This window comes from Oharaeibacter diazotrophicus (genome assembly GCF_004362745.1).
GTDB lineage: Bacteria > Pseudomonadota > Alphaproteobacteria > Rhizobiales > Pleomorphomonadaceae > Oharaeibacter > Oharaeibacter diazotrophicus.
This window is the reverse complement of sequence record NZ_SNXY01000008.1, coordinates 84,650-108,034: the sequence shown is the minus strand read 5'-3', so window position 1 is coordinate 108,034 and position 23,385 is coordinate 84,650. Positions and strand designations below refer to the sequence as shown.

Here is a 23,385-nt window from a genome sequence, read left to right as displayed (position 1 = left end):
GATTATCCGGCCATTCCGGGGCCGGAACGGGCATTCGGATCCCGATGAGATCGGAAGTCGCCACCCGCAGCGCGAGGGTAGGGCGATTTTTCGGGCGCCGGCAAGAGGACGGCGCCGAAATTTCAATCTTGAACGGTATACGGTTCTGACGCAGGATCGTCGTCGTCCCCCGCGGCCCGGCCGCGCCACGCCCCGTCCGATCCCGGTTCCAAGATGTCGTCCAAGCCGGCGCCGACCCATCCCGCCAACCACCCGGAGCGCGATCCGCTGACCGGGATCCGGCCGCAGATCCAGGATCTGCGCACCGAGAACATCGCCGCGCTGGCGGTGCGGGCGCAGGAGGTCGGCGGCGTCATCCCGCTCTGGTACGGCGAGGGCGACATCGTCACCCCGGCCTTCATCCGCGACGCCGCCAAGGCCTCGCTCGACGCCGGCGAGACCTTCTACATCCCGAACATGCGCGGCGCCGCGCCGCTGGTGGAGGCGCTCTCGGCCTACCAGAGCGGCCTGTTCGGCCGGCCGATCGCGCCGGACCGTTCCACCGTCGCGCCCGGCGGCATGCAGGCGCTCCTGATGGCGCTGGAGCTGCTGGTCGACCTCGGCACCAACGTCGTCTACGTCTCGCCACAGTGGCCGAACATCCACAACGCGATCCACCTCGTCGGCGGCGAGCCGCGGCCGGTGCCGCTCGGCTTCGACGACGACTTCCGCCTCGACCTCGACCGCCTGTTCGCCGCCTGCGACGCCCGCACCCGGGCGATCTTCCTGTCGACGCCGTCCAACCCGACCGGCTGGACCGCGACGGAGGAGGAACTGCGAGCGCTCCTCGATTTCTCGCGCCGCACCGGCGTCTGGATCATCTCCGACGAGGTCTACAACCGGCTCTATTTCGCCGGCCGCTCGGCGCCGTCGATGCTGGAGATCGCCGAGGACGGCGACCGGGTGATCACGATCAACAGCTTCTCCAAGGCCTGGGCGATGACCGGCTGGCGGGTCGGCTGGCTGACCCATCCCTCGCGGATCGCGCCGCAGGTCGCCGCGATGACCCAGTACGTCAACTCCGGCACCGCCGGCTTCGCGCAGGCCGGCGCCGCCGCGGCGCTGACCCGCGGCGAGGGGCTGGTCGAGGAGATCCGCACCCGCGTGCGCGACGGCCTCGACCTCGCCTACGACCGGCTGGCGCGGATCCCGGGCGTCCGGCTGCCGGTCAAGCCGCGTGGCGGCATGTACGCCTTCTTCCGCCTCGACGGCGAGGAGGACTCGGCCGCCGCCTGCCGCAGGATCATCGAGGAAGCCAGGGTCGGCCTGTCGCCCGGATACCTGTTCGGTGCGACGTCGCGGGCCTTCCTCAGGATGTGCGTGTTCCGCGAGACCGGCGAGCTCGCCGTGGCGCTCGACCGCATGGTCGGCGCGCTCGGCGGCGGGAGCCGACCGGGCGACCGGTGACGCCGCCGGCGCCGCACCCGCGCGAAGACGGGGCGGGCCGCATGGCGACAGGGGGCGCGTCCGGCTGGTCGGACGCGCCGCGAGGAGAGGGGAATGACACGATGATGCCGAACCGCCGCACCGTCCTGGGGCTCACGGCCGCGCTCGCGCTCGCCGGCCTCGCCATGCCCGCCTTCGCCGAGGGCAACCTCGTCGTCGGCGCCTATCCGTCCAATCCGCCGTTCGAGTACAAGACCGAGGCCGGCGGCTTCGAGGGCTTCGAGGTCGACATCGCCACCGAGGCGGCCAAGCGCATCGGCAAGGGCGTCGAGATCTCCGACCTCGGCTTCCAGGCGCTGTTCGCGGCCACCGCGTCGGGCCGCATCGACGTGGCGATCTCCTCGATCACCATCACCAAGGAGCGCCTCGCCAGCCAGTCCTTCACCCAGGCCTACTACGACGCCGACATGGGCATCGCCACCCGCAAGGACAGCGCCGTCGCCGGCGCCGCCGACCTGAAGGGCAAGGTCACGGGCGGCCTCTCCGGCTCGACCGGCGAGAAGTGGCTGAAGGACAACCAGGAGAAGCTCGGCATCGCCGAGATCAAGGGCTACAACGCCCAGCAGGACCTCCTGCTCGACCTGATGGCCGGCCGGATCGACGCCGCCGTCTCGGACGTGCCGGGCATGGAATACGCCTTCCTGAAGATGACCGACCTGACGGTCAAGGAGCGCATCAAGACCGGCGAGCAATACGGCCTGATGCTGCGCAAGGACCACCCGCTGCTCACCCAGCTCGACGCCGCCATCGGCGCGATGAAGACCGACGGCACCCTGGCGGCGATCCACAAGAAGTGGTTCGGCACCGACGCGCCGGCGGGTTCGTCGACCGTGACGCCGGGTCCGATCCCGACGCCCTGACGGTCCGCGTCCCGGTCCGGCGGCGGGGCCTTCCCCGCCCGCCGGCCGCCCTCCTCGAGCGGCCCGGCGCCCCCTCGGGCGGGGGCGCCGACACGGCCCCATCGTCCGCACGGGACGCCGATGACGCTCCTCGACACCTTCTTCAACGGCTCCGTCCTCGTCGCCGCGCTGCCGGCGCTGCTGCGCGGTCTGGTGACCACGGTGCTGCTCGGCTGCGCCGCGATCGTCGTCGGCCTCTTCGCCGGCCTCGTGCTGGCGCTCGGCCGGCTCTACGGCCCGAAGGCCGTGCGGGCGGTGATCGTCGTCTACGTCGACGTCTTCCGCGCCGCGCCGGTGCTGGTGGTGCTGATCCTGATCTACTACGCGCTGCCCTTCGTCGGGATCCGGCTGTCGTCGTGGACGTCGGCGACGCTGGCGCTGTCGATCGTGATGGCGGCCTATTCCGCCGAGGTGTTCCGCTCCGGCATCCAGGCGATCTCCAAGGGCCAGTTCGAGGCCGCCGCCGCGCTCGGCCTGCCGTTCCGGGTGACGCTCTGGAAGGTGGTGCTGCCGCAGGCCTTCCGCCTCGTCGTGCCGCCGACCACCGGCAACTGCGTCTCGCTGTTCAAGGACACCTCGCTCGCCTCCGCCGTCGCCCTGCCCGAACTCCTCAAGGAGGCGACGGACGCGCAGGCGCTGCACGCCAACCCGACACCGCTGATCGGCGCGGCCCTGATCTACCTCGCCTTCCTGTGGCCGCTGGTCCGGCTCGTCGCCTGGCTGGAGCGTCGCCTGCTCGCCGACCGGACGCGCTGATTTCACGCGGCCCGCGGGAACCTTTCCGGCCGTCGCGCGTTTCCAGCGGTCTTGTTCTCGGGGGGCGTCGCGAGGTGGGAGGCTGGAGGACGGTCAAGGGCAGGCTCGCGCTGCTCGCCGCGGGCCTGGTGGCGGCCAGCCTGCTCGCGGCCGCGTGGCTCGTCGCCGACGCCCACCGCCGCGCAGGCGCGACCTTCGAGCGCCAGCTCCAGGACACCGCGCGCGCCCTCTCGATGGCGATCGACCGCCAGCTCGGCCAGGCCGCCGCCTTCAACGCCGCCCTCGCCATCGCCGACAGCCTCGCCCGCGGTGACCTCGACGCCTTCGACGCGGCGGCCCGCCGCGCCCTCGGCGGCGAGCCGGCCTGGATCGTGCTCTCCGACCGCACCGGCCAGCAGCTCGTCAACACGCTGAAGCCGCGCGGCACGCCGCTGCCGCGCGATCCCGCCGGAATCGACGCGTTGTGGCCCGAGCTCGAGGCCGGTCGGACCGTGGTCGGCGACCTCATCCCGGGCGCGGTCGCCGGCCGGCCCGTGCTGGTGGTGGACAGCCCGGTCTTCGTCGACGGCCGGCTCGCCTACGACCTCTCCTACGCCTTCGAGCCCGACGTGCTGCGCCGGCTGCTGCTCGAACAGCGCCTGCCGGGAAGCTGGACGGCCGTGGTGGTCGACGGAGCGTTCCAGGTCGTCGCCCGCACCCGCGGCGGCGACGACGTGGTCGGCCGGCCGGCGACGCCTCCCTACGTGGACGCCGTGCGAGCCGCGCCCGAGGGCGTGCTCAGGACCCGGTCGCTCGACGGCGAGGAGGTCGTCACCGCCTTCCGCCGCATCGACGCCGGCTGGTCGGTCGCGGTCGTCGTGCCGGCGGCGGAACTCACGGCCGACGTCTACCGCTCGCTCGCCCTCGGCGGCGCCGGGGCGCTCGTGATCATCGCGATCGGCACCATCGGCGCGGCGCGGGTGGCCGCCTCGATCTCCGGGCCGGTGATCCGGCTCGCCGACCTCGCCGGCCGGCTCGGTGTCGACGGGCCGCTCGCCTTCGCGCGCACCGGCATGGCGGAGGCGGACGCCGTCGGCACCGCGATGGCTTCGGCCTCCGCCCGGCTCGACGAGCGCGAGCGCGCGCTCGCCATCGCCGAGGAGCGCCAGCGCCTCGCCTTCCAGGCCGGCGGCATCGGCACCTGGGACGTCGACGTCGGCTCCGGGCGCCGGGTCTGGTCGCCGGAATACCGCACCATCGTCGGCGTCGCCGCCGACGCGCCCGCCGATCCCGCGGTCTTCGCCGGGCTGATCCACCCCGACGACCGTGCCCGCGTTGTCGAGGCCTACGAGCGGCTCTACCGTCCCGACCGTCCCGACCGTTACGTCTCGGAGTTCCGGATCCTGCGCGCCGACGACGGCGCCGAACGCTGGGTGCGCACCGAGGGCCGCCTGATCCGCGACGGCGAGGGGCGCCCGATGCGGGCGATCGGCGTGCTCGCCGACGTCACCGAGCAGCACCAGGACCGCGCCGCCCTCGCCGTCGCGATGGAACGGCTGCGCGTCGCGGTCGCCTCGGTGCCGTTCCCTCTGATGCTGGAGGCCGAGGGCGGGCTCATCCTGGAGGCGAGCCGGGCGTGGTGGGAGATGTCGCGCCGCCCGGCCGACGCCACGCCGACCACCGCGGACTGGGCCGCCGCGACGCTCGGCGCGCCCGCGGTCGCCGATCCCGCGCGCGGGCCGTTCGGCTACGCGGTGCCGGTCGGCGAGGCCCATCTCGGCGCCGGTGCCGACGAGCGGATCTGGGACTTCCGCGTCGTGCCGCTCGATCCGGCCGAGGACGGCCGGGCGCTCCGTCTCGTCGCCGCGGTCGACGTCACCGAACGCGAGCGGGCGGCGCGGCGGCAGGACCTCCTGGTCGCCGAGCTCAACCACCGGGTCAAGAACACGCTGGCGACGGTGCAGGCGATCGCGACCCGCACGGCGGCGACGACGCCGGACAAGGCGGTGTTCGTCGAGAAGTTCACCGCCCGGCTGGAGGCGCTCGCGCGCACCCACGTGGTGCTGACCGAGCACGGCTGGGGCCGGGTCCAGCTGCGCGACCTGCTGGTCGCCGAACTCAGCCCCTACGCCGCCACCGGCGCGGTGACCCTGTCCGGCCCCGACGTCGACGTCGCCGCCGAGACCGCGGTGTCGCTCTGCCTGCTGTTCCACGAACTCGCCACCAACGCCGTCAAGCACGGCTGCCTCGCCGACGCCGACGGCCGGCTGCGCGTCAGCTGGACCCGCCGCGACGGCGGCCGTGCGGGCTTCGACGCCGTCTGGGCCGAGACCTGTTCGCGGCCACCGGCGCCGCCGACCACCGAGGGCTTCGGCACCCGGCTGGTCGCCGCGACGCTGCGCGGCCTCGGCGGCGGTGCGGTGACCTACGGCCCCGAGGGGGTGACCTGCCGGATCGCGGTGGACGGGTGAAACCTTGGATCGGCGCGGGCCGCGGCGGGTCAGTCGAGGCGCTTGTAGTAGTAGCGCGTGCCGGTCAGGCCGCCGTGCGGCTTCAGCGCGAAGCCGGGGACCTCGCCGGCGAGCCGGAAGCCGTGGCGCTCGTAGAGCGCGGACGCGCCGCCGTCCGAGGCGGTGTCGAGCATCAGGTGGTCGCGGCCGTGGCGGCGGGCGAGCGCCTCGGCCTCGACGATCAGCGCCGAGGCGAGCCCGCGGCCGCGATGGGCGGGCGCCGTCATCATCTTGCCGAGCTCGGCGCGGTGCGGCTGGTTCGGCGGAAAGTCGAGCAGCAGCGTCAGCGTCGCCGCCAGGGCGCCGTCGACGTAGGCGCCGAGGACGACGCGCTCCCCGCGCGCCGCCGCGGCGAGCGAACGCTCCCAGAAGGCGCGGGCGGCCGCGACCGGCAGCGGGTGCATGAAGCCGACCGAGCCGCCGCCGGCGACGACGTCGACCAGCAGCGCGGCGAGCGCGTCGAGCGTCTCCGGCGTGGCGGCGAGCGGGGCGATCGTGGCGGCGGGGACGGTGGCGGCGGTCACGGCGGGTCAGCTCCGGGCGATGGCGACGACGTAGCGGGCGGGGCGGTCGCCCTCGTTGGCGAAGACGACGTCCGAGGGCGGGCCGAAGGCGAGGCAGTCGCCCGGGCCGAGCAGGGTGCGGTCCTCGCCCTCGACGATGGTCATCGCGCCGTCGAGCACCCACAGGCACTGGCGGATCCGGGCGTAGGACGACGCCGGCAGCGCGACGCTGCGGCCCGCGGGCATCTCGACCTCGACCAGCTCGACCGGATGGTCGGGCCGCGAGAAGATCTGCCGGCGGACGTAGCCGGTCTCCGGGTCGCGCCAGACCGGCTGGTCGGCGGCGCGCGACAGCCGCTCGCGCTCGCCCTCGGCCCTGAGCAGCAGCCCGGCGAGGGTGAGGTCGAACGCCGCGGCGAGGCGGACCAGCACCACCGCGGTCGGGCTCGCCTCCTCGCGCTCGATCTTGCTGATGGTCGCCCGCGCGACGCCGGAGCGGTCGGCGAGGTCGGCCAGCGACCAGCCGCGGGCGTCGCGCTCCTGGCGGATGCAGCGGGCGAGGCGGGCGGAGGTGTCGTCCATGATCGTAGACATGAATCCACTATAATGGACGCGATGATGCCCCGCAAGCGCGGGCGGATCCGCGGCCCGGCGGCGCGCGTTCGCTCGCCGGGCCTCGACGCCGACCATCGTCGGGAGTGGCGCCGCCCCGGTCGCCTCGTGTAGCGTCGCGGCCGTTCCCGCCGCCCGGAGATCGCCTTGAGCATCGGACTGATCGCCCTCCTCGACGACGTCGCCGCCATCGCCAAGGTGGCCGCCGCCTCCATCGACGACGTCGCCGCCCAGGCCGCCAAGGCCGGCACCAAGGCCGCCGGCGTGGTGATCGACGACGCCGCGGTGACGCCGCGCTACGTCACCGGCTTCACCGCCGACCGCGAGCTGCCGATCATCGGCCGGATCACGCTGGGATCGCTGAAGAACAAGCTGCTGCTGCTGCTGCCGGCGGCGCTGCTCCTGTCCTTCGTGGCGCCCTGGGCGATCACGCCGCTGCTGATGGTCGGCGGCCTCTACCTCGCCTACGAGGGCGCCGAGAAGGTGTTCGAGGCGGTGATGCCGCACGAGGCCCACGCCCACGAGGCCGAAATCGACGCCGCGCCGGCCGATCCGGTGGCGCTCGAGCAGGCCAAGGTCGCCGGCGCGGTCAAGACCGACTTCATCCTCTCGGCCGAAATCATGGCGATCACCCTCGCCGCGGTGCCCGAGGACGCTGGCTTCGTCATGAAGGCGGCGGTCCTGGCCGTGGTCGGTGTCGGCATCACGCTCGGCGTCTACGGCGCGGTGGCGCTGATCGTGAAGGCCGACGACGCCGGTCTGGCGCTGGCGCGCTCGCGCGGCGCCGGGCCGCTGCTGCGCGGCTTCGGCCGGCTCTTGGTGCGCGCGATGCCGCTGCTGCTCGCCGGCCTCGCGGTGGTCGGAACGGCGGCCATGGTCTGGGTCGGCGGCGGCATCGTGCTGCACGGCCTCGAGGTCTTCGGCATCGCCGCCCCGGCCCACCTCGTCCACGACCTCGCGCTCGCCGCCGGCCACGCGGTGCCCGAGGGCGCGGCCGGGATCGTCGAGTGGCTGGTCTCGGCCGCCGGCTCCGGCGTGTTCGGCCTCGCGGTCGGCGCGGTGCTGATCCCGGTGGTCGGCAAGCTGCTGGTGCCGGCGTGGAAGGGGCTGCGGCGGGTCTTCCGCCGCGCCTGATCAGGCCGCGGGCGGTGGGGCCGCCGGCGGCCCGTCCGGTCCGGGCCGGACGGTGCCGGTCTCGACGCCGACGAGGCCGGCGGTGCGGCCGGCGACCGCCCAGTAGACGAAGCCGCCGACGAAGCCGGCGGCGAGCAGCAGGGTGAATCGCTCGGACGTCGCCGCCGCGGCGATCCGGCCGACGCCGAGGGCGGCCGCCGCGCCGAGCGCGCCGCCGAAGCCGACGTGGAACAGCAGCGAGCGCAGCCGCAGGATCTCGCTGGCGAGTATCATCAGGCAGCCCGGAACGAAGGCGGCGGCGCCGAGGTGCGAGGCGGCGAGGCCGGCCCAGATCAGGTAGTCGAGGTGTTCGATCGGCGTCGCCGCGCCATCGACCGGCCCGAACCCGAAGCGGGCCGCGAACAGGAACGCCGCCGCCGCGACCACCGCCGCGACGAAGCCGGCGAGTGCGATCAGGACGCGGCCGACGGCGCGCATCAGTCCTCGCCGTGGCCGGCGACCATCGCCCGCATGGCGAGGTCGGTCTCGGTGAGGCCGAGCGTCTCCAGCGCCTCGCGCTCCTTCTTGCGCAGACGCTCCGATTCGCTCTTCAGCTGGCCGCAGGCGGCGAGGATGTCGCGCCCGCGCGGCGTGCGGATCGGCGAGGCGTAGCCGGCGGCGTTGACCAGTTCCGCGAAGCCCTCGATGCGCTCCCAGTCCGAGCATTCGTAGGGCGAGCCCGGCCAGGGATTGAACGGGATCAGGTTGATCTTGGCGGGAATGCCGCGCAGCAGCCGGACCAGCTCGCGCGCGTCGGCGTCGCTGTCGTTGACGCCCTTCAGCATCACGTATTCGAAGGTGATCCGGCGGGCGTTGGAGAGGCCCGGATAGGCGCGGCAGGCGTCGAGCAGCTCCTTCAGCGGATATTTCCTGTTGAGGGGCACCAGCACGTCGCGCAGGTCGTCGCGCACCGCGTGGAGGGAGATCGCGAGCATCACGCCGATCTCGTCGCCGGTGCGGGCGATGTTCGGCACCACGCCGGAGGTCGACAGCGTGACGCGACGCTTCGACAGCGACAGGCCGTCGCCGTCGGTGGCGGTAAGGAGGGCGGTGCGGACGTTGTCGAAATTGTAGAGCGGCTCGCCCATGCCCATCATGACGATGTTGGAGACGAGGCGCCCCTCCGACGGCGTCGCCGCCTCGGCGTTCGGGGTGGCGTCCGGGTAGTCGCCGAGCCGGTCGCGGGCGACCAGGATCTGGGCGAGGATCTCCTCGGCGGTGAGGTTGCGGACGAGCTTCTGGGTGCCGGTGTGGCAGAACGAGCAGGTCAGCGTGCAGCCGACCTGGGACGAGACGCAGAGCGTGCCGCGGCCCTCCTCGGGGATGTAGACCGTCTCGATCTCGACCGGACGGCCGGCGCCGCGCGAGGGAAAGCGCAGCAACCACTTGCGGGTGCCGTCGCGGCTGACCTGCTCGGTGACGATCTCCGGGCGGGCGAGGGTGTAGACGTCGTCGAGCCGGGCGCGCAGGTCCTTGGCGACGTTGGTCATGGCGTGGAAACGGTCGGCGCCGCGCACGTAGATCCAGTGCCAGAGCTGGGCGACGCGCATGCGCACCTGCCGCTCCGGCACGCCGACGGCGACGAGCGCCGCGCCGAGTTCCTCGCGGGTCATGCCGACGAGGTTGGGGCGGTCGCCGGAGTTGTGGCCGAAGCCGGGCGACGGCGCGGGGCGGGGCGAGAACTCTGTCGTCACGGACATCGGCAGGCTTCTTCGGCGGTCGGAGGCGGCGGGCGGCGCGCCGATCGGCGCGGCCGGCACGACGAAACGGCCGCGGATCCCTCGTGCGGGATCCCGGCCATTCCCGGGGGTCGGTCACATATAGCAAGCCGCGGCGCAAACCCCAACCCGGTCGCGCCGCGGCCCTGCCGTGCGGTTCAGGACCGGTTGGCGAGGATGCGCTGCAGCGCCTTCTCGGTCGCCGGCAGCGGGCCGATGCGGCCGTTGCGCGGGTCGCTCTGCGGCGTGCCGGTGGCGACCAGGGCGGCGCGCATCTCGGCCGGCGTCGCCGGCTTCAGGCCGCGGCCCTTCAGGGCGCCCTGGATCTGCGCCACCACGCCGGCGACGATCGGCGTCGCGCTCGAGGTGCCGCCGAAGGTTGCGGTGTAGAGCTGGCGGACGTCCGGGGCGAAGACGTCGCCGTAGCCGGTGGTGTAGACGTTCTCGCCCCAGCCCTGGACGTCGACGCGCGCGCCGTGGGAGGAGAACCACATCTTGGCCCGGCCCGCCGAACTGCCGGCGCCGACGATGATGGCGCCGGAGTTGCGGACCTTGCGGTCGAAGCGGCCCTGGCAGCCGGCGGCGTCGAGGTTCACGTTGCCGTTGCCGGCGGCCTCGACCACGACGATGCCCTTCTGGGTGGCGATCTTCACCGCCGCGAACACCTCGGGCAGCCACTCCAGCGGGCCGTAATCGCTGAGCCCGCAGGCCGGGTACTGCTGCTCAATCACCAGCACGTCGCCGGCCTTGAGCTTGCCGGTGGCGAGCGAGATCGCGCGCGCCGGGTTGTAGCCGAACTGGGTGGTGTTGGCCGGCGCCACCTTGACCGCGACGCCGGTGGCGAGGCCGGTGACGCCGTAGGCGTTGCTCCGGCCGAAGATCTCGCCGAGCACCGCGGTGCCGTGGTCGGTGTCGGAGAAGGGGTCGGACGCGGTCGCGCCGGTGTCGATGTTGATCGACGACTTGAGCTCGAGGTCCTCGTGGTTGTACTGCCAGCTGTACTCGACGTCGATCAGCGTGACGCCGGTGCCGCGGCTGCCCGGGTATTTCGCCGGATCGAGCACGCCGACGCCCTTCGGCGGCACGGCGCGGTAGCCCTGCTTGGAGACCAGCGACGGCGTCTTCGGCGACAGGTCGACCGGCGGCGGCGCCGGCGTCGCCGACGGTTCGGCGCTCTCGACGCCCGGCAGCGCGCGCAGGCGCGCCGCGAAGGCCGCGGCGGTGGTGCCCGGCGGTACCGGCACGACGTAGAACAGGTTGAGGTCGGGCACTGCCTCGGCGGTGGTGGCCGCGACGGCGCCGCGCTCGGCGTCGATCTCGGCCTCGGGGCGGTCGATCAGGCGGCGGGCGCTCGAGAGGTCGACGCCGGCGGCCGAGAAGGCGCCGCCGACGGCGCCGGCGGTCGCGGCCGCCTGCGGCGCCGCGGACACGACCGCGCCCTGGCGGATCCGGAGCGCGGTGCCTTCCGAGAACTTCAGCGTGACGGTGGCGGGCGCCGCGTCTCCCGCGAGGGCCGGCGCCGCGCCGGCGCAGAAGGCGAGAACGGCGGCGACCGCGATGGCGCGCAGCGACGAATGCATGGATGAACCCCCCGTCGTAATTCGACGGAGGGACACTCTCACGCCGCGGTCGCCCGTTCAATCGGGGCGCGATCCCGGCGTTGGCCGATCACCCGCATCGGGGGGCGACCGGCCGCCGGCCCCGGCTCAGCCGCGGCACTCGGTGTCGATGCGCTTCAGCGCCGCCGAGATGCCCTTCAGCGAATAGGTGTCGGTGGTGACGGTGCCGCGCTTGGAGGTGCCGGTGACCACCATCTCCGAGCCGCCCTTCATGGCGTCGATCAGGCGGCTCTCCTCGGCAGCGTTCTCGACCCAGGCGCCCGAGCCGGTGGTGAACAGCACGAAGGTGGCGCTGCCGATCTTCACCGACGTCTTCGAGCCTTCCTTGTAGGGATAGCCGGTCTCGACGCTGAACTCGTGCTTGACCTGCTCCTTCGGCCGGTTGGTCACGAACAGGAAGGCCGGGTCGCGGTTGAGGCCCTTGGGCGCGGTCTGCGTCGGCTGGGTGATGGCGTAGCAGACCTTGCCCTTCGAGCCCGAGGTGTAGGCGTAGGCGGTCCAGCGGTCGAACTGGTCGAGCAGGGTGGGCTGCTGGGCCTCGGCGACCGTCGCGGCGCCGAGGAGCGCGGTGAGCGCCAGGGCGAGGGTGCGTGCTTTCGTCATTCTTCACCTTGGTGTCGCGCAAGAGGGCCGTGCCGGGGCACCGACCACCCGTCGTTAAGGTTACCGGGATGCTATCGCCCCAGCGGTTACCAAACGGTTTCCCGGAAAAGCCCCCGCGGGCGGCCCGCCGCCCCGCCGCTCCGCCGCCCGCGTCCGGCGGTGAACCGGACCCGCGCGCGATGGGCGTGGCGTGGCGTGGCGCCTTCGTCTATGATCCCGTCCAGACGTCACGCTCGGTGGCAAATAGGGCGGCAATGGGGCGCCCGGCCAACGGCTTAGCGCCGGTCGGCACCCCGCGGCGCCGTCAGGGGCGCGGGGAGCGGGCCGGGAACGAGAAGGCGGCCGCGGTGTCGCCCGCAGCCAGGGTGGATCGGATCGCCTCGTGCCGGACAACGAAGATCTCGCAGCCCTCGTCCGCAAGGTCGCGGACCACGCCGACCGCGACGCCTTCGCGGCGCTGTTCGACCACTACGCCCCGCGCATCAACGGCTATCTCCAACGCCTCGGCACGCCGGCGGGCCTCGCCGAGGACCTGACCCAGGAGGTCATGGTCACGCTGTGGCGCAAGGCGGCGCTGTTCGACCCGGCCAAGTCCTCGCTCGGCACCTGGCTGTTCCGGATCGCCCGCAACCGCCGCATCGACAGCGTCCGCCGCGACCGCTCGTCGGCGATCGACGAGAACGACCCGGCCTTCCTGCCGTCCGAGCCCGAGGAGGTCGGCGCCGCCATGGACGCCCGCCGGCGCGACGCCCGGATCCGGCTGGCGCTGCGCGACCTGCCCGAGGAACAGGTCGACCTCGTCCGGCTCGCCTTCTTCGAGGGGCTGACCCACAGCCAGATCGCCGAATTGCGCGGCCTGCCGCTCGGCACGGTGAAGTCGCGCATCCGCCTCGCCTTCACGCGGCTGCGCCGGGTGCTCGAGGCCGACGCCGAGGTCGACACCGACTGAACCCTGCCCGTCTCCGTATCCGCCGCATCGCCCATGGTCGTGGTCGACGGCGCCGGCCGCGCCCGCCACTCTGCCGGCGCGGGGGAAGCGGAGAGGGGTTGCGATGCGGGCGGTGCTCTCGAACGAGGTCGGTGGACCGGAGACCCTGGTCGTGGCCGAGGTCGACGAACCCGCGGCCGGGCCCGGCGAGGTGGTGATCGCCGTCGAGGCCGCGGCGCTGAACTTCATGGACACGCTGATCATCCGCGACCGCTACCAGGTGAAGCCGGCGCGGCCGTTCTCGCCCTCGGCCGAGTGCGCCGGACGGATCGCGGCGCTCGGCGCCGGCGTCGAGGGCCTCGCGGTTGGCGAGCGCGTGCTCGCCTACGTCGGCCACGGCGCCGCGCGCGAGAAGGTGGTGGCGCCGGCCCGCGTCGTGGTGCCGGTGCCGGACGCGGTGCCGGCCGACGTCGCCGCCGGGCTCTCGGTCGCCTACGGCACCACGGTCCACGCGCTCCGCGACCGCGGCCGCCTCGCCGCCGGCGAGACGCTCGTCGTCACGGGGGCGACCGGCGGCGTCGGGCAGGCCGCCGTCGAGATCGGCAAGCTGATGGGCGCGCGGGTGATCGCCTGCGTCGGCGGCCCGGACAAGGTGGCGGCGGCGCGCGCGCTCGGCGCCGACGACGTCGTCGACCTCTCCGCCGGCGATCCCAAGGAAGCGGTCAAGGCGCTGACCGGCGGCGCGGGTGCGGACGTCGTCTACGACGCGGTCGGCGCCGACCTCGTCGATCCCCTGGTGCGCGCCACCGCCTGGGGCGGCCGCTATCTCGTGATCGGCTTCGCCGGCGGCGACATCCCGAAACTCGCCCTCAACCTCGTGCTCCTGAAGTCGATCGACGTGGTCGGCGTCCACTGGGGCCGCTGGACCGAGCGCGACCCGGCCGGACAGGCCGCCAACATGCGCTGGCTGCTCGCCGAAGTCGCCGCCGGCCGGCTGCGGCCAACGGTGCACGCGCGCTACGCCCTCGAGGACACCGCGGCGGCGCTCGCCGAGATCGAGGCCCGGCGCGTGCGCGGCAAGGTCGTGCTGGTGCCCTGAGGCATCGGAGCAGGCTCGCAAATCCCCGACTTGTCGGGAATTTGCGAGGTTTCGGCCATGCGGCCGGCGCCCGGTCGGGCGCTCCTCGCCCACAAAGCTCCGACCAGAGGTCGGAACTTTGCGAACTCGGCATCAGCCCTTCCGCGGCCCGGCCGGGTCGTCCGCGAGCGCGGCCTTCGCCGCCTCGCGGTGGCGGTCGGTGATGTGGGCGCGAACCATGGCGATGGTGGCGGCGAGCACGCCGACGTCGTCGGTGAAGCCGAGGCCGATCAGGAAGTCCGGCACGAGGTCGAAGGGCACGACGAAATAGGCGAGGGCGGCGAGGAGGCTCGCCCGCACCCGGGTCGGCGTCGCCGGGTCGAGCGCGCAGAAATAGGCGGCGACCAGCTCGTCGACGAAGGGGATGCGCGCGGCGGCCTTGCGCAGCACGCGGAAGAAGTCGCGGCGCACCCGGTTCTCGCGCCCGGCCTCCGGACCGATGATCTCGGGATCGTCGAAATGGCGGGCGGTCATGGCCTCGGCTCTCTCCTTCACGACGTCGTGACAGATGGGTCCGGACGACGCGTCCGGCAAGGGCGTCGCCGGACCGGCCGCCTTTCCTTCGCCCCGACGCGGCGCTAGGACGGGGGCGAACGGGTGCGGAGGACGGCATGGACGGGGCGGACGGGGCGATGCGGCGGGTCGCGGCCTTCGCGCGCCGCCATCCGGTGCGCTCGACGCTGGCGGCGACCGCGCTGCTCAGCCTCGCGCTCTGGCTCGCGCCCGGGCTCGACCTCGCCGTCACCCGCGCCTTCTACGTCGACGGCGTCGGCTTTCCGGCGGCGGCCGTGCCGTTCCTGCGCGATCTGCGCGGCCTCGGCATGGCGGCATTCACGTGGACGATGGTCGCGGCGGCGCTGGCGCTCGCCGTGCCCTTCCTCGCCGACGGCGCCCGCTTCCTGCTGCCGCCGCGGGCCGGCCTGTTCCTGCTCGCCGCCGGCGCGATCGGTCCGGGCCTGCTCGTCAACGGCCTCCTCAAGGGCTGGTGGGGCCGGGCGCGGCCGGCGACGGTGGTCGACTTCGGCGGCGACCGCGCCTTCAGCGGCCCCTGGGTGATCGCCGACGGCTGCACCTCCAACTGCAGCTTCGTCTCCGGCGAGGCGTCGTCGTCGCTGCTGCTGGTCGGCTTCGCGATGATCGCGCCGAAGGGCTGGAAGCCGGCGGTGCTCGCCGGCACGCTCGCCTTCTCCGCCGTCATGAGCCTCAATCGCATCGCCTTCGGCGGCCACTTCCTCTCCGACGTGCTGATCGCCTGGTGCCTGACGCTGGCGGTGCTGCTCGCGGTCCACCGCGCCGTCTACGGGCCGGAGAGCCGGCTGACCGACGCCGACCTCGCCGAAGCCCTCGGCGCGGCCGGGGCGCGGATGCGCGCGGGGCTCGGCGCGGCCATGGCGCGGGCGCTTCGATTCTTGGCGATCTTCGGCCGGAATGCGTGAGACGCCGCGCTTGCACCGTCACGGCGGCGGCGTATAAGTCCCGCCACTTTCCATCGTTCCTCCCCTGGAGTTCCCATGCAGAAGGGCAGCGTCAAGAAGGTCGTCCTGGCCTATTCCGGCGGTCTCGACACCTCGATCATCCTGAAGTGGCTGCAGACCGAGCTCGGTGCCGAGGTCGTCACCTTCACCGCCGACCTCGGCCAGGGCGAGGAGCTCGAGCCGGCGCGCCGCAAGGCCGAGATGCTCGGCATCAAGGAGATCTACATCGAGGACGTGCGCGAGGAGTTCGTGCGCGACTTCGTGTTCCCGATGTTCCGCGCCAACGCGGTCTACGAGGGCGTCTACCTGCTCGGCACCTCGATCGCCCGGCCGCTGATCTCCAAGCACCTGATCGAGATCGCGAAGAAGACCGGCGCCGACGCCATCGCCCACGGCGCCACCGGCAAGGGCAACGACCAGGTCCGCTTCGAGCTGTCGGCCTACGCGCTCAATCCGGACATCAAGATCATCGCACCCTGGCGCGACTGGTCGTTCAAGAGCCGCACCGATCTCCTGGAGTTCGCCGAGCAGCACCAGATCCCGGTCGCCAAGGACAAGAAGGGCGAGGCGCCGTTCTCGGTCGACGCCAACCTCCTGCACTCGTCCTCCGAGGGCAAGGTGCTGGAGGATCCCTCGATCGCGGCGCCGGAATACGTGCACATGCGCACGATCTCGCCGGAGACCGCCCCGGACGTGCCGACGATCGTCAAGATCGGCTTCGAGAAGGGCGACGCGGTCTCGATCGACGGCGTGCGGCTGTCGCCCGCGACCCTGCTCGCCAAGCTCAACGACCTCGGGCGCGACAACGGCATCGGCCGCATCGACCTCGTCGAGAACCGCTTCGTCGGCATGAAGAGCCGCGGCGTCTACGAGACCCCGGGCGGCACCATCCTGCTCGCCGCCCACCGGGCGATCGAGAGCATCACCCTCGACCGCGGCGCCGCTCATCTCAAGGACGAGCTGATGCCGCGCTACGCCGAGCTGATCTACTACGGCTTCTGGTTCTCGCCCGAGCGCGAGATGCTGCAGGCGGCGATCGACCTGTCGCAGCGCCACGTCGAGGGCGAGGTGACGCTGAAGCTCTACAAGGGCAACGTCATGGTGATCGGCCGCGACAGCCCGAAGAGCCTCTATTCGTCGACGCTCGTCACCTTCGAGGACGACCAGGGCGCCTACGACCAGAAGGACGCCGCCGGCTTCATCAAGCTCAACGCGCTGCGCCTGCGCACGCTGGCCAAGCGCAACCGCGACGCCGGCTGAACCGGATGGACTTGCCGGGGCGGCCCCGCCGCCCCGGATCCCCTCGCCGCTCCGTGGGCGGAGCTCAGTTCGGCACCGCCAGCATCAGGCGGTTGGCGCCGCCGTCCTCGCGGAAGACGATCTTCCCGCCGGAGATCGAGCGGTCGCCGAGGGTCGGCTTGTAGTAGCCCTTGTCGCCGCGCGCCACCGTCTGCACCGCCGCGCCCGGCTTGGCGACGGCACCGATCAGCATCACCCCGTCGGTCGTGCCCATGAAGGCGAGACCGCTGGTGTCGTAGGCGAAGTTGCCGACGTCGGTGAGCCGCGTCGAAAAGCCCGCTGCCTTCATCTTCGTCGTGACGAAGGCGACGCTCGCGTTGACCCCGTTCGGTCGGAAGATCCCCATGAAGGTCGTACCGGGCTGGTCGGCGCGGAAGGCGACCGAGCGCGCGCCCACGGCCGCCGAGATCGCCTGGATCCGGAGATGCGCACCGGCGACGCCGCCGGCGAGCTTCGAGGCGTTGTCGAAGATCCGGGTGCCCTTCAGCCGGAAGATCGAACTCGGGCCCGTCGAGGGGTCGAACAGGCCGCCCGAGAGGAAAAAGGTGTAGTCCCGCCCGACCACCGGCGTGTCGTAGAGGGCGTAGTATTGCGGGATCGCCGTGCCGTCGTCCCGGCGGGCCGTCAGCCGGGTGCGCTCGTCGATGCCGAGCGCGGGGACGCGCGTCGGGATCGGGGCGGTGTAGATGCCGCGGTGGTCGACGGTCTCGGCGCGGAAGGCGACGATGCCGTCGCCGAGGCTGACCCGGCCGAAGCGCACCCATTTGGTGCCGTCCGGCGAGGTGTCGTCGGAGTTGGCGACCTTGCGGATCGTGCCGCCGCCGAGGCCGACGAGGTAGAGGCCGATCCGGTTCGCCTGATCGACGCCGTAGAAGGCGACCTGCCCGCCGCCGACCGACGGCGTGACGTCGTCCGAAGCGTAGCGCTGGCAGAAGCAGGTGAAGGTGCCGGTGCCGCCGGGCACCGTGCTCTTCAGTCCGGCGAGCTTGCGGATCGCCCGCGTCTTCGTGTCGATCCGCCAGACCGCGTCGACGGCGTTGGAATAGCTGGTCAGGAACACCACGGTGTCGCCGGAGATCACCGGCGTCGAGAACAGGTAGAACGGCTGGCCGTTGTCCGGCCGCATCCGGCCGGCGATCAGGTCGACCAGCGTGTAGCCGGCCGTGGCGGGCGTCGCCAGACCGGCGACGAGGAGCAGAAAGGCGACCAGGACTCGCATCGATCGTCCTCCGTCGCGGCGGTCCCGTGGGGGGATGGGCCGCCGAAGGCGCGGAGTATCCGCCCGCGTTTCCCCGAGATCAACCGCCGCGCGGCGCCTTTCGGTTGCGTTTTGGCGCCGAAACGGCAGCCGGCTCTTCATCGCCCGGTCATGGCGGCGAGATCGCGCCGTCATCGGTGCCGCCTAGCGTGCCGGCCTCACGTCCCGAGGAGGTTGGACCATGGCCATCCGCATCAGCCCCGAGATCTCCCGCCGCTCGCTGCTCGTCGGCGCCGCCCGCGGCTCGCTCGCCGTCGCCGCCACGCTGGCGCTGCCGGCCTATTCCCGCGCCGCCGCCCGCCCGCTCGTCACCCACGGCCTGCAGTCCGGCGACATCGGCGCGGACCGCGGCGTGCTCTGGGCCCGCACCGACCGCCCGGCCAAGGCCGTGTTCGAGTGGTCGACCACCGAGAGCTTCGCCGACGTCCGCCGCCTGCCGGCGCTCGACGCCCTGCCGGAGACCGACCACGCGGTCAAGATCCTCGCCGAGGGCCTGCCCTCCGGCCAGGACATCTTCTGGCGCGTCGCCTTCCACGACCTCGCGGACGTCAACGCCGTCTCCGAGACCGCGGTCGCCCGCTTCCGCACCGCGCCGACCGAGAAGCGCGACGTCTCCTTCGTCTGGTCGGGCGACACCGCCGGCCAGGGCTGGGGCATCGACGAGGCCCGCGGCGGCATGACGATCTACAGGACGATGCTGAAGCACCGGCCGGACTTCTTCGTCCACTCCGGCGACACCGTCTACGCCGACGGCCCGATCAAGGCCGAGGTCGACCTGCCCGACGGCACCAAGTGGAAGAACGTCGTCACCGAGGAGAAGGCCAAGGTCGCCGAGACGCTCGCCGAGTATCGCGGCCAGTACAAGTACAATCTGATGGACGCCAACGTCCGCGCCTTCAATGAAGCCGTGCCGATGCTGGCGCAGTGGGACGACCACGAGGTCACCAACAACTGGTCGCCCTCGAAGACGCTCGACGACCGCTACCACGACAAGTCGGTGTTCTCGCTCGCGGCCAACGCCGCCCGCGCCTTCCACGAGATGATGCCGACGGCGACCACCGCGGCCGAGCCGCAGCGCGTCTACCGCAAGGTCGCCTACGGCCCGCTGCTCGACGTGTTCCTCATCGACATGCGCACCTACCGCGGCCCCAACGGCGACAACCTCGAGGCCGAGGAAGGCCCGAACACCCTGTTCCTCGGCGCCGACCAGCGCGCTTGGCTGAAGCGCGAGCTGAAGGCCTCGAAGGCGACCTGGAAGGTGATCGCGGCCGACATGCCGCTCGCCCTCGTCGTATGGGACGACTTCAAGAACAAGAAGGGCTTCGAGGCCGTCTCCAACAACGACCCGGGCAAGCCGCTCGGCCGCGAGCTCGAGTTCGCCGACCTGCTCAAGTTCATCAAGGACGAGAAGGTGACGAACACCGTCTGGCTGACCGCCGACGTCCACTACACCGCCGCCCACTACTACGACCCGAACAAGGCGGTGTTCCAGGACTTCGAGCCGTTCTGGGAGTTCGTCTCCGGCCCGCTCCACGCCGGCACCTTCGGCCCCAACGACCTCGACCCGACCTTCGGCCCCGAGCTGAAGTTCGTGAAGGCGCCGACGGCCGAGGAGGGCCAGAACCTGTCGCCGGCCGCCGGCCTGCAGTTCTTCGGCCACGTCGCCATCTCCGCCGCCACCGAGGTGATGACCGTGACGCTGCGCGACGCCGCCGACGCCGCGCTGTGGTCGATCGATCTCGAGCCGCGCCGGGGCTGACGCCGCGCCCGACCGCACGCCGGCCCGCGGGCGGCGAGGCGACCCCGGCAGTCGCGCGCGGCCGCCGGGGACGGGATCGATGCGCGGTCGGCCGGATCTTCCGGCCGGCAGCGGCGTTCTCTAGCATCCCGGGCGCAAGCTGGAGCCTCGCCGATGTCCTGGTCCATTCCCCTCGGCCGCGTGTTCGGATCGGAGATCCGGATCCACCTGACCTTCCTGATCCTGCTCGCCTGGATCGGCGTCGCCGCCGGCCTGGAGGGCGGGGCGGCCGCGGCGGTCGAGGGCATCGGCTTCATCCTCGCCGTGTTCGCCTGTGTGACGCTGCACGAACTCGGCCACGCGCTGGCGGCGCGGCGCTACGGCATCGCGACGCCGGACATCACCCTGTTGCCGATCGGCGGCCTCGCCCGGCTGTCGCGCCTGCCGGAGAAGCCGTCCGAGGAGATCGTGATCGCGCTCGCCGGCCCGGCGGTCAACGTGGTGATCGCGCTGGCGCTCTTCCTCCTCGGCGCGCGGGTCGACGCCTCGGCGCTGGCGGTCGACCAGCCCGAGGCCGGCTTCCTCGCCCGGCTCGCCGCCGTCAACGTCGTCCTCGTGCTGTTCAACCTGATCCCGGCCTTCCCGATGGACGGTGGCCGCGTGCTCCGGGCGGTGCTGGCGCTGCGGCTCGGTCGCCGCCGCGCCACCGAGATCGCCGCCACCGTCGGGCAGGCCGTCGCCTACCTGTTCGGCTTCCTCGGCCTGATCGGCGGCAACGCCATCCTGGTCTTCGTCGCCATCTTCGTCTACCTCGCCGCCTCCGCCGAGGCCGAGGAGGTCGGCGTGCTGGAGCGGGCGCGCCGGCTGCGCGCCGGTGCCGCGATGATCCGCAGCTTCGAGAGCCTCGGCCCCGGCGCCACCGTGGACGAGGCTGCCGACGCGCTGATCCGCACCACCCAGCGCGAGTTCCCGGTGGTCGACGGCGGCGGCCGCCTGCGCGGCATCCTGACCCGCGAGGCGATGATCCGCGCCATGAAGGCGACCGGTCCGGGAACGCCGGTGATCGAGGCGATGACCCGCGACGTGCCCGAGGTCCGCGCCACCGACGGCCTCGAGACCGCGCTCCGCCTGATGCAGGACCGCGCCGCCCCCTTCGTCGCCGTCCTCGACCCCGACGGCCGCCTCGCCGGCTACGTCACGCCGGAAAACGTGGCCGAGCTGATGATGCTGGAACGCGCGGCGTGGCACGGGGCGCGGTGAGGAGGGGACTCTGGTCAAAGGTGAATGTTGATTTACTAAGCTGTGGTGGCTGCGACTGGATCGTCTTCATCGAAATCAATTTCCCCACTAGCCGGCCTAAACTTGTCATTGGAACCCAGTTGTTTTTTTAATTGCCTAAGTGTATTTACGTAGTAAGCTTCAGCAGCGCGCCAATGTCGGAAAATTCTGCAGCGGATCTTCGATACGAAAACTTGAGGTTCAAGCGCCAAAAATAGAGCCGACGTCGAGGCTATATTAGAAAAAATTTGGCTCCGAAGAAAATGGCCTTCCGGAAGATGGGATGGATTGAAATTTTCGTACACAAAATTTCTTACTGCCTCGCGATGAAGGCGCCATTCTCGGGATTCCACGGTAACAGGCTTCGCATTCTGAAAATCCAATGGCGGTCCGACATGGTTGAGATGTTGAAACAACTCACGTGTACCGCGATCGAACATGTCGCTTGAGATAACGACTACGTCCACGTCGGATGTCACCGCAAATGGTTGCCCAAATTTATGAGGAGAAGGGCTGAAACCAAGCTTCGCACTGCCGACGATGCACACATCCTGATAACCAATCTCGAATCGATCAGCAACTTGCTCCCTAAATATAAGATACTTCATAGGGCTGCCAGAAAATACGAAAGGGACGCCTTCCAGAAGGAATACCTTCGCCACCACATCAAAATTATCCATGGCGACAAGAAGAGATTTCAGATCATCAGCTGACAGCGAAGAACTTCTTACGAGAATCTCCAGTAGCTTCCTTTGTTCAACATCGCTCGCGTTGCTTGATGTCACCGGATTTTGGGCCACGACATACCCCCGCAGGTGGTGGAACAGATGCCAGCACATTTTTGCTGGTGCCTTAGATGAAGTGGGTAAAATATGAAGGATCAGACTAATACTCTGCCGAAATCGGCATTATTACAGCATGAAAACTGAAAAGACTGGCGCGCCCGAAGAGATTCGAACTCCTGACCCCCAGATTCGTAGTCTGGTGCTTTGAGATTGCTGGTGATGGATGACGGTTGATTTTCGTTTATATATCATGTCATTAGAAGAGACGCTGATTGATCCGAACTTGCCGGACTTGATGCCTCGTGGTAGCTAGATGGTAGCTAGGAGCACGGGCATGGCTTCAGGAAAGATCACAAAGGCCAAGGTTGATGCGCTTGAACCGGGCGGCTGCCTTTGGGACTCCGAGACCAGAGGGTTCGGTGTTCGGAGGCAGAAGCGCGATGCGACCTATGTGCTCAAGTACCGGTCTGATGGCCGGCAACGCTTCATAACCATTGGTTCTCACGGTTCCCCGTGGACGCCGGAGACCGCCCGCCAACGTGCGAAAGCGCTTCTCGGTGAAGTTGCAGCCGGTCGCGATCCGGCGGCACTAAGGGACGAGAGAAGGTCAGTCCCGACGCTGGAAGCATTCGCTGAGCGCTATATAAGCAGTTACTCCGCTCTGCACAAAGGTCCGCGAACAGTAGAAGAGGAGAAGAGAAACCTCCGTCTTCACATTATTCCTGCATTTGGACCGTTGCGGATGGACGCGATTAAGGCAGGGGCATTAGCGGAGTTTATGTCCAGTCGAAAAACAAATCCTGTGAATGCCAATCGATGCTTTGCTCTACTGTCTCACATGTTCACTATAGCGGCTAAGTGGGGGGTTCTGCCTCAGGGAAGTAATCCCTGCGTAGGTATTGAGAAGTATCGTGAGCAGAGCCGGGAGCGCTATTTGTCTGAAAGTGAATTGATGAGGCTTGGGCAAGCGCTCGAAACGGCGTTAGGCGGTTATCCGAAATCAATCGATGGTACAGACTTTCCCTTTCAAAGGCGGGCGCCGGAGGACGCTCGTGCTGTAGGAATAGTACGGGTTTTGTTGCTGACTGGCGCGCGGCTTTCTGAAGTCCAGAAGCTGCAATGGGCGTGGATTCGATTCGATGAACGGATAGCGCGGCTACCAGATTCAAAAACCGGCGCGAAAAATCTAAATCTGCCGGAAGAGGCCATCGAAGTTATCAGGTCTATGCCCAGAGTGGAGGGAAATCCCTTCGTTTTTGCTGGCGACAGACCGGGCGGTTATTTTGTGGCCATTCAAGACGCATGGCAGAGAATTCGATTTGTCGCGGGTCTGAGAGATGTCCGCCTCCACGATCTGCGTCACTCTTTCGCGTCACTTGCCATGCGTAACCGAGAGAATATCTATATCTTGGGACGCGCTCTTGGTCATCGACAGGTCCAAACAACTCAAAAGTACGCTCATCTGGATGAAGATCCGGCGCGTGGTGTCGCGGATCGTACGGCAAAATCTTTCGTCGCGGCAATGATGAAAGGCGAGCGGTCGAAGCTAAGTCGGCCCGAACAATGAAGTTCGAGCCGATCTGGTTCTTTCGAGATTGTTCCACGTGTCGAGTCCCAAACGCGCCACGT

At 70.5% G+C, this 23,385-nt stretch carries 20 protein-coding genes and 1 pseudogene; 12 read left to right on the top strand and 9 right to left on the bottom strand.

Annotated features, from left to right (window positions below; genetic code table 11):
• Nucleotides 1-213: 213 nt before the first annotated feature.
• From EDD54_RS12830 to EDD54_RS12815, 4 genes are all read left to right on the top strand, one after another.
• Nucleotides 214-1,446: a pyridoxal phosphate-dependent aminotransferase gene (locus EDD54_RS12830; protein WP_126539746.1), complete on the top strand. Its 1,233-nt coding sequence runs from the start codon at nt 214-216 to the stop codon at nt 1,444-1,446.
• Between the two features lie 101 nt (nt 1,447-1,547).
• Nucleotides 1,548-2,345, top strand: coding sequence for an ABC transporter substrate-binding protein (locus tag EDD54_RS12825; protein ID WP_126539744.1), 798 nt, complete (start codon nt 1,548-1,550; stop codon nt 2,343-2,345).
• Between the two features lie 120 nt (nt 2,346-2,465).
• Nucleotides 2,466-3,140, top strand: a complete 675-nt coding sequence (locus EDD54_RS12820; RefSeq protein ID WP_126539743.1) for an amino acid ABC transporter permease — start codon at nt 2,466-2,468, stop codon at nt 3,138-3,140.
• Nucleotides 3,141-3,214: 74 nt separating this feature from the next.
• Nucleotides 3,215-5,590: an HWE histidine kinase domain-containing protein gene (locus tag EDD54_RS12815; RefSeq protein WP_126539741.1), complete on the top strand. Its 2,376-nt coding sequence runs from the start codon at nt 3,215-3,217 to the stop codon at nt 5,588-5,590.
• A 29-nt stretch (nt 5,591-5,619) separates the two neighbouring features.
• Here the strand turns inward: EDD54_RS12815 and EDD54_RS12810 are convergent, their stop codons facing one another.
• Nucleotides 5,620-6,153 (bottom strand): GNAT family N-acetyltransferase, encoded by a 534-nt coding sequence (locus tag EDD54_RS12810; protein WP_245515758.1) that lies wholly within the window; start codon nt 6,151-6,153, stop codon nt 5,620-5,622.
• A 6-nt stretch (nt 6,154-6,159) separates the two neighbouring features.
• Complete coding sequence (locus EDD54_RS12805) at nt 6,160-6,726, bottom strand: helix-turn-helix domain-containing protein (protein ID WP_126539739.1); 567 nt, start codon at nt 6,724-6,726, stop codon at nt 6,160-6,162.
• Nucleotides 6,727-6,891: 165 nt separating this feature from the next.
• On the opposite strand from EDD54_RS12805, the gene EDD54_RS12800 reads away from it, so the two are divergent.
• Complete coding sequence (locus tag EDD54_RS12800) at nt 6,892-7,878, top strand: DUF808 domain-containing protein (RefSeq protein WP_126539737.1); 987 nt, start codon at nt 6,892-6,894, stop codon at nt 7,876-7,878.
• Here the strand turns inward: EDD54_RS12800 and EDD54_RS12795 are convergent, their stop codons facing one another.
• The 4 genes and pseudogenes from EDD54_RS12795 to EDD54_RS12780 all read right to left on the bottom strand — a co-directional run bounded on the left by EDD54_RS12795 (nt 7,879) and on the right by EDD54_RS12780 (nt 11,857).
• The gene (locus EDD54_RS12795; protein ID WP_126539735.1) at nt 7,879-8,355 is read right to left on the bottom strand and encodes a hypothetical protein; all 477 of its coding nucleotides are present in this window, start codon (nt 8,353-8,355) and stop codon (nt 7,879-7,881) included.
• Nucleotides 8,355-9,548 (bottom strand): annotated as a pseudogene (rlmN, locus tag EDD54_RS12790) (dual-specificity RNA methyltransferase RlmN); the annotation flags it as partial. The pseudogene rlmN and the gene EDD54_RS12795, both read right to left, overlap by 1 nt.
• A 245-nt stretch (nt 9,549-9,793) precedes the next feature.
• Nucleotides 9,794-11,215, bottom strand: a complete 1,422-nt coding sequence (locus EDD54_RS12785) for a S8 family serine peptidase (protein ID WP_126539731.1) — start codon at nt 11,213-11,215, stop codon at nt 9,794-9,796.
• 126 nt (nt 11,216-11,341) lie between these two features.
• Complete coding sequence (locus EDD54_RS12780) at nt 11,342-11,857, bottom strand: invasion associated locus B family protein (RefSeq protein ID WP_126539729.1); 516 nt, start codon at nt 11,855-11,857, stop codon at nt 11,342-11,344.
• A 382-nt stretch (nt 11,858-12,239) separates the two neighbouring features.
• Between EDD54_RS12780 and EDD54_RS12775 the strand changes: the two genes are divergently transcribed.
• Nucleotides 12,240-12,806, top strand: a complete 567-nt coding sequence (locus EDD54_RS12775) for a sigma-70 family RNA polymerase sigma factor (RefSeq protein WP_126539727.1) — start codon at nt 12,240-12,242, stop codon at nt 12,804-12,806.
• Nucleotides 12,807-12,909: 103 nt separating this feature from the next.
• Complete coding sequence (locus EDD54_RS12770) at nt 12,910-13,884, top strand: NADPH:quinone oxidoreductase family protein (protein WP_126539725.1); 975 nt, start codon at nt 12,910-12,912, stop codon at nt 13,882-13,884.
• A gap of 132 nt (nt 13,885-14,016) precedes the next feature.
• Here the strand turns inward: EDD54_RS12770 and EDD54_RS12765 are convergent, their stop codons facing one another.
• Complete coding sequence (locus EDD54_RS12765) at nt 14,017-14,397, bottom strand: YkvA family protein (RefSeq protein ID WP_126539723.1); 381 nt, start codon at nt 14,395-14,397, stop codon at nt 14,017-14,019.
• Nucleotides 14,398-14,534: 137 nt separating this feature from the next.
• On the opposite strand from EDD54_RS12765, the gene EDD54_RS12760 reads away from it, so the two are divergent.
• Nucleotides 14,535-15,359: a phosphatase PAP2 family protein gene (locus tag EDD54_RS12760; RefSeq protein ID WP_126539721.1), complete on the top strand. Its 825-nt coding sequence runs from the start codon at nt 14,535-14,537 to the stop codon at nt 15,357-15,359.
• Between the two features lie 75 nt (nt 15,360-15,434).
• Nucleotides 15,435-16,658, top strand: coding sequence for an argininosuccinate synthase (locus EDD54_RS12755; protein WP_126539719.1), 1,224 nt, complete (start codon nt 15,435-15,437; stop codon nt 16,656-16,658).
• A 64-nt stretch (nt 16,659-16,722) separates the two neighbouring features.
• On the opposite strand, the gene EDD54_RS12750 is transcribed toward EDD54_RS12755, so the two are convergent.
• Complete coding sequence (locus tag EDD54_RS12750) at nt 16,723-17,916, bottom strand: hypothetical protein (RefSeq protein ID WP_126539717.1); 1,194 nt, start codon at nt 17,914-17,916, stop codon at nt 16,723-16,725.
• A 220-nt stretch (nt 17,917-18,136) separates the two neighbouring features.
• On the opposite strand from EDD54_RS12750, the gene EDD54_RS12745 reads away from it, so the two are divergent.
• Together EDD54_RS12745 and EDD54_RS12740 are read left to right on the top strand one after the other, a co-directional pair.
• Nucleotides 18,137-19,714 carry an alkaline phosphatase D family protein gene (locus tag EDD54_RS12745; RefSeq protein WP_126539715.1) on the top strand — a complete coding sequence of 526 codons (1,578 nt, stop codon included), beginning with the start codon at nt 18,137-18,139 and terminating at the stop codon, nt 19,712-19,714.
• 153 nt (nt 19,715-19,867) lie between these two features.
• The gene (locus EDD54_RS12740; protein ID WP_126539713.1) at nt 19,868-20,953 is read left to right on the top strand and encodes a site-2 protease family protein; all 1,086 of its coding nucleotides are present in this window, start codon (nt 19,868-19,870) and stop codon (nt 20,951-20,953) included.
• 35 nt (nt 20,954-20,988) lie between these two features.
• Here the strand turns inward: EDD54_RS12740 and EDD54_RS12735 are convergent, their stop codons facing one another.
• Nucleotides 20,989-21,810 carry a hypothetical protein gene (locus EDD54_RS12735; RefSeq protein WP_208112186.1) on the bottom strand — a complete coding sequence of 274 codons (822 nt, stop codon included), beginning with the start codon at nt 21,808-21,810 and terminating at the stop codon, nt 20,989-20,991.
• A gap of 280 nt (nt 21,811-22,090) precedes the next feature.
• On the opposite strand from EDD54_RS12735, the gene EDD54_RS12730 reads away from it, so the two are divergent.
• Nucleotides 22,091-23,323 carry a site-specific integrase gene (locus tag EDD54_RS12730; RefSeq protein ID WP_165644298.1) on the top strand — a complete coding sequence of 411 codons (1,233 nt, stop codon included), beginning with the start codon at nt 22,091-22,093 and terminating at the stop codon, nt 23,321-23,323.
• Nucleotides 23,324-23,385: the final 62 nt, after the last annotated feature.

What these genes read in the sequence shown, in the direction of transcription:
- EDD54_RS12760 (WP_126539721.1), top strand. Translation starts at nt 14,535, where the DNA reads ATGGACGGGGCGGACGGGGCGATGCGGCGGGTCGCGGCCTTCGCGCGC.
- EDD54_RS12820 (WP_126539743.1), top strand. Translation starts at nt 2,466, where the DNA reads ATGACGCTCCTCGACACCTTCTTCAACGGCTCCGTCCTCGTCGCCGCG.
- EDD54_RS12735 (WP_208112186.1), bottom strand. Translation starts at nt 21,810, where the DNA reads ATGTGCTGGCATCTGTTCCACCACCTGCGGGGGTATGTCGTGGCCCAA.
- EDD54_RS12780 (WP_126539729.1), bottom strand. Translation starts at nt 11,857, where the DNA reads ATGACGAAAGCACGCACCCTCGCCCTGGCGCTCACCGCGCTCCTCGGC.
- EDD54_RS12795 (WP_126539735.1), bottom strand. Translation starts at nt 8,355, where the DNA reads ATGCGCGCCGTCGGCCGCGTCCTGATCGCACTCGCCGGCTTCGTCGCG.
- EDD54_RS12830 (WP_126539746.1), top strand. Translation starts at nt 214, where the DNA reads ATGTCGTCCAAGCCGGCGCCGACCCATCCCGCCAACCACCCGGAGCGC.
- EDD54_RS12765 (WP_126539723.1), bottom strand. Translation starts at nt 14,397, where the DNA reads ATGACCGCCCGCCATTTCGACGATCCCGAGATCATCGGTCCGGAGGCC.
- EDD54_RS12785 (WP_126539731.1), bottom strand. Translation starts at nt 11,215, where the DNA reads ATGCATTCGTCGCTGCGCGCCATCGCGGTCGCCGCCGTTCTCGCCTTC.
- EDD54_RS12755 (WP_126539719.1), top strand. Translation starts at nt 15,435, where the DNA reads ATGCAGAAGGGCAGCGTCAAGAAGGTCGTCCTGGCCTATTCCGGCGGT.
- EDD54_RS12770 (WP_126539725.1), top strand. Translation starts at nt 12,910, where the DNA reads ATGCGGGCGGTGCTCTCGAACGAGGTCGGTGGACCGGAGACCCTGGTC.
- EDD54_RS12740 (WP_126539713.1), top strand. Translation starts at nt 19,868, where the DNA reads ATGTCCTGGTCCATTCCCCTCGGCCGCGTGTTCGGATCGGAGATCCGG.
- EDD54_RS12730 (WP_165644298.1), top strand. Translation starts at nt 22,091, where the DNA reads ATGGCTTCAGGAAAGATCACAAAGGCCAAGGTTGATGCGCTTGAACCG.
- EDD54_RS12825 (WP_126539744.1), top strand. Translation starts at nt 1,548, where the DNA reads ATGATGCCGAACCGCCGCACCGTCCTGGGGCTCACGGCCGCGCTCGCG.
- EDD54_RS12805 (WP_126539739.1), bottom strand. Translation starts at nt 6,726, where the DNA reads ATGTCTACGATCATGGACGACACCTCCGCCCGCCTCGCCCGCTGCATC.
- EDD54_RS12745 (WP_126539715.1), top strand. Translation starts at nt 18,137, where the DNA reads ATGGCCATCCGCATCAGCCCCGAGATCTCCCGCCGCTCGCTGCTCGTC.
- EDD54_RS12750 (WP_126539717.1), bottom strand. Translation starts at nt 17,916, where the DNA reads ATGCGAGTCCTGGTCGCCTTTCTGCTCCTCGTCGCCGGTCTGGCGACG.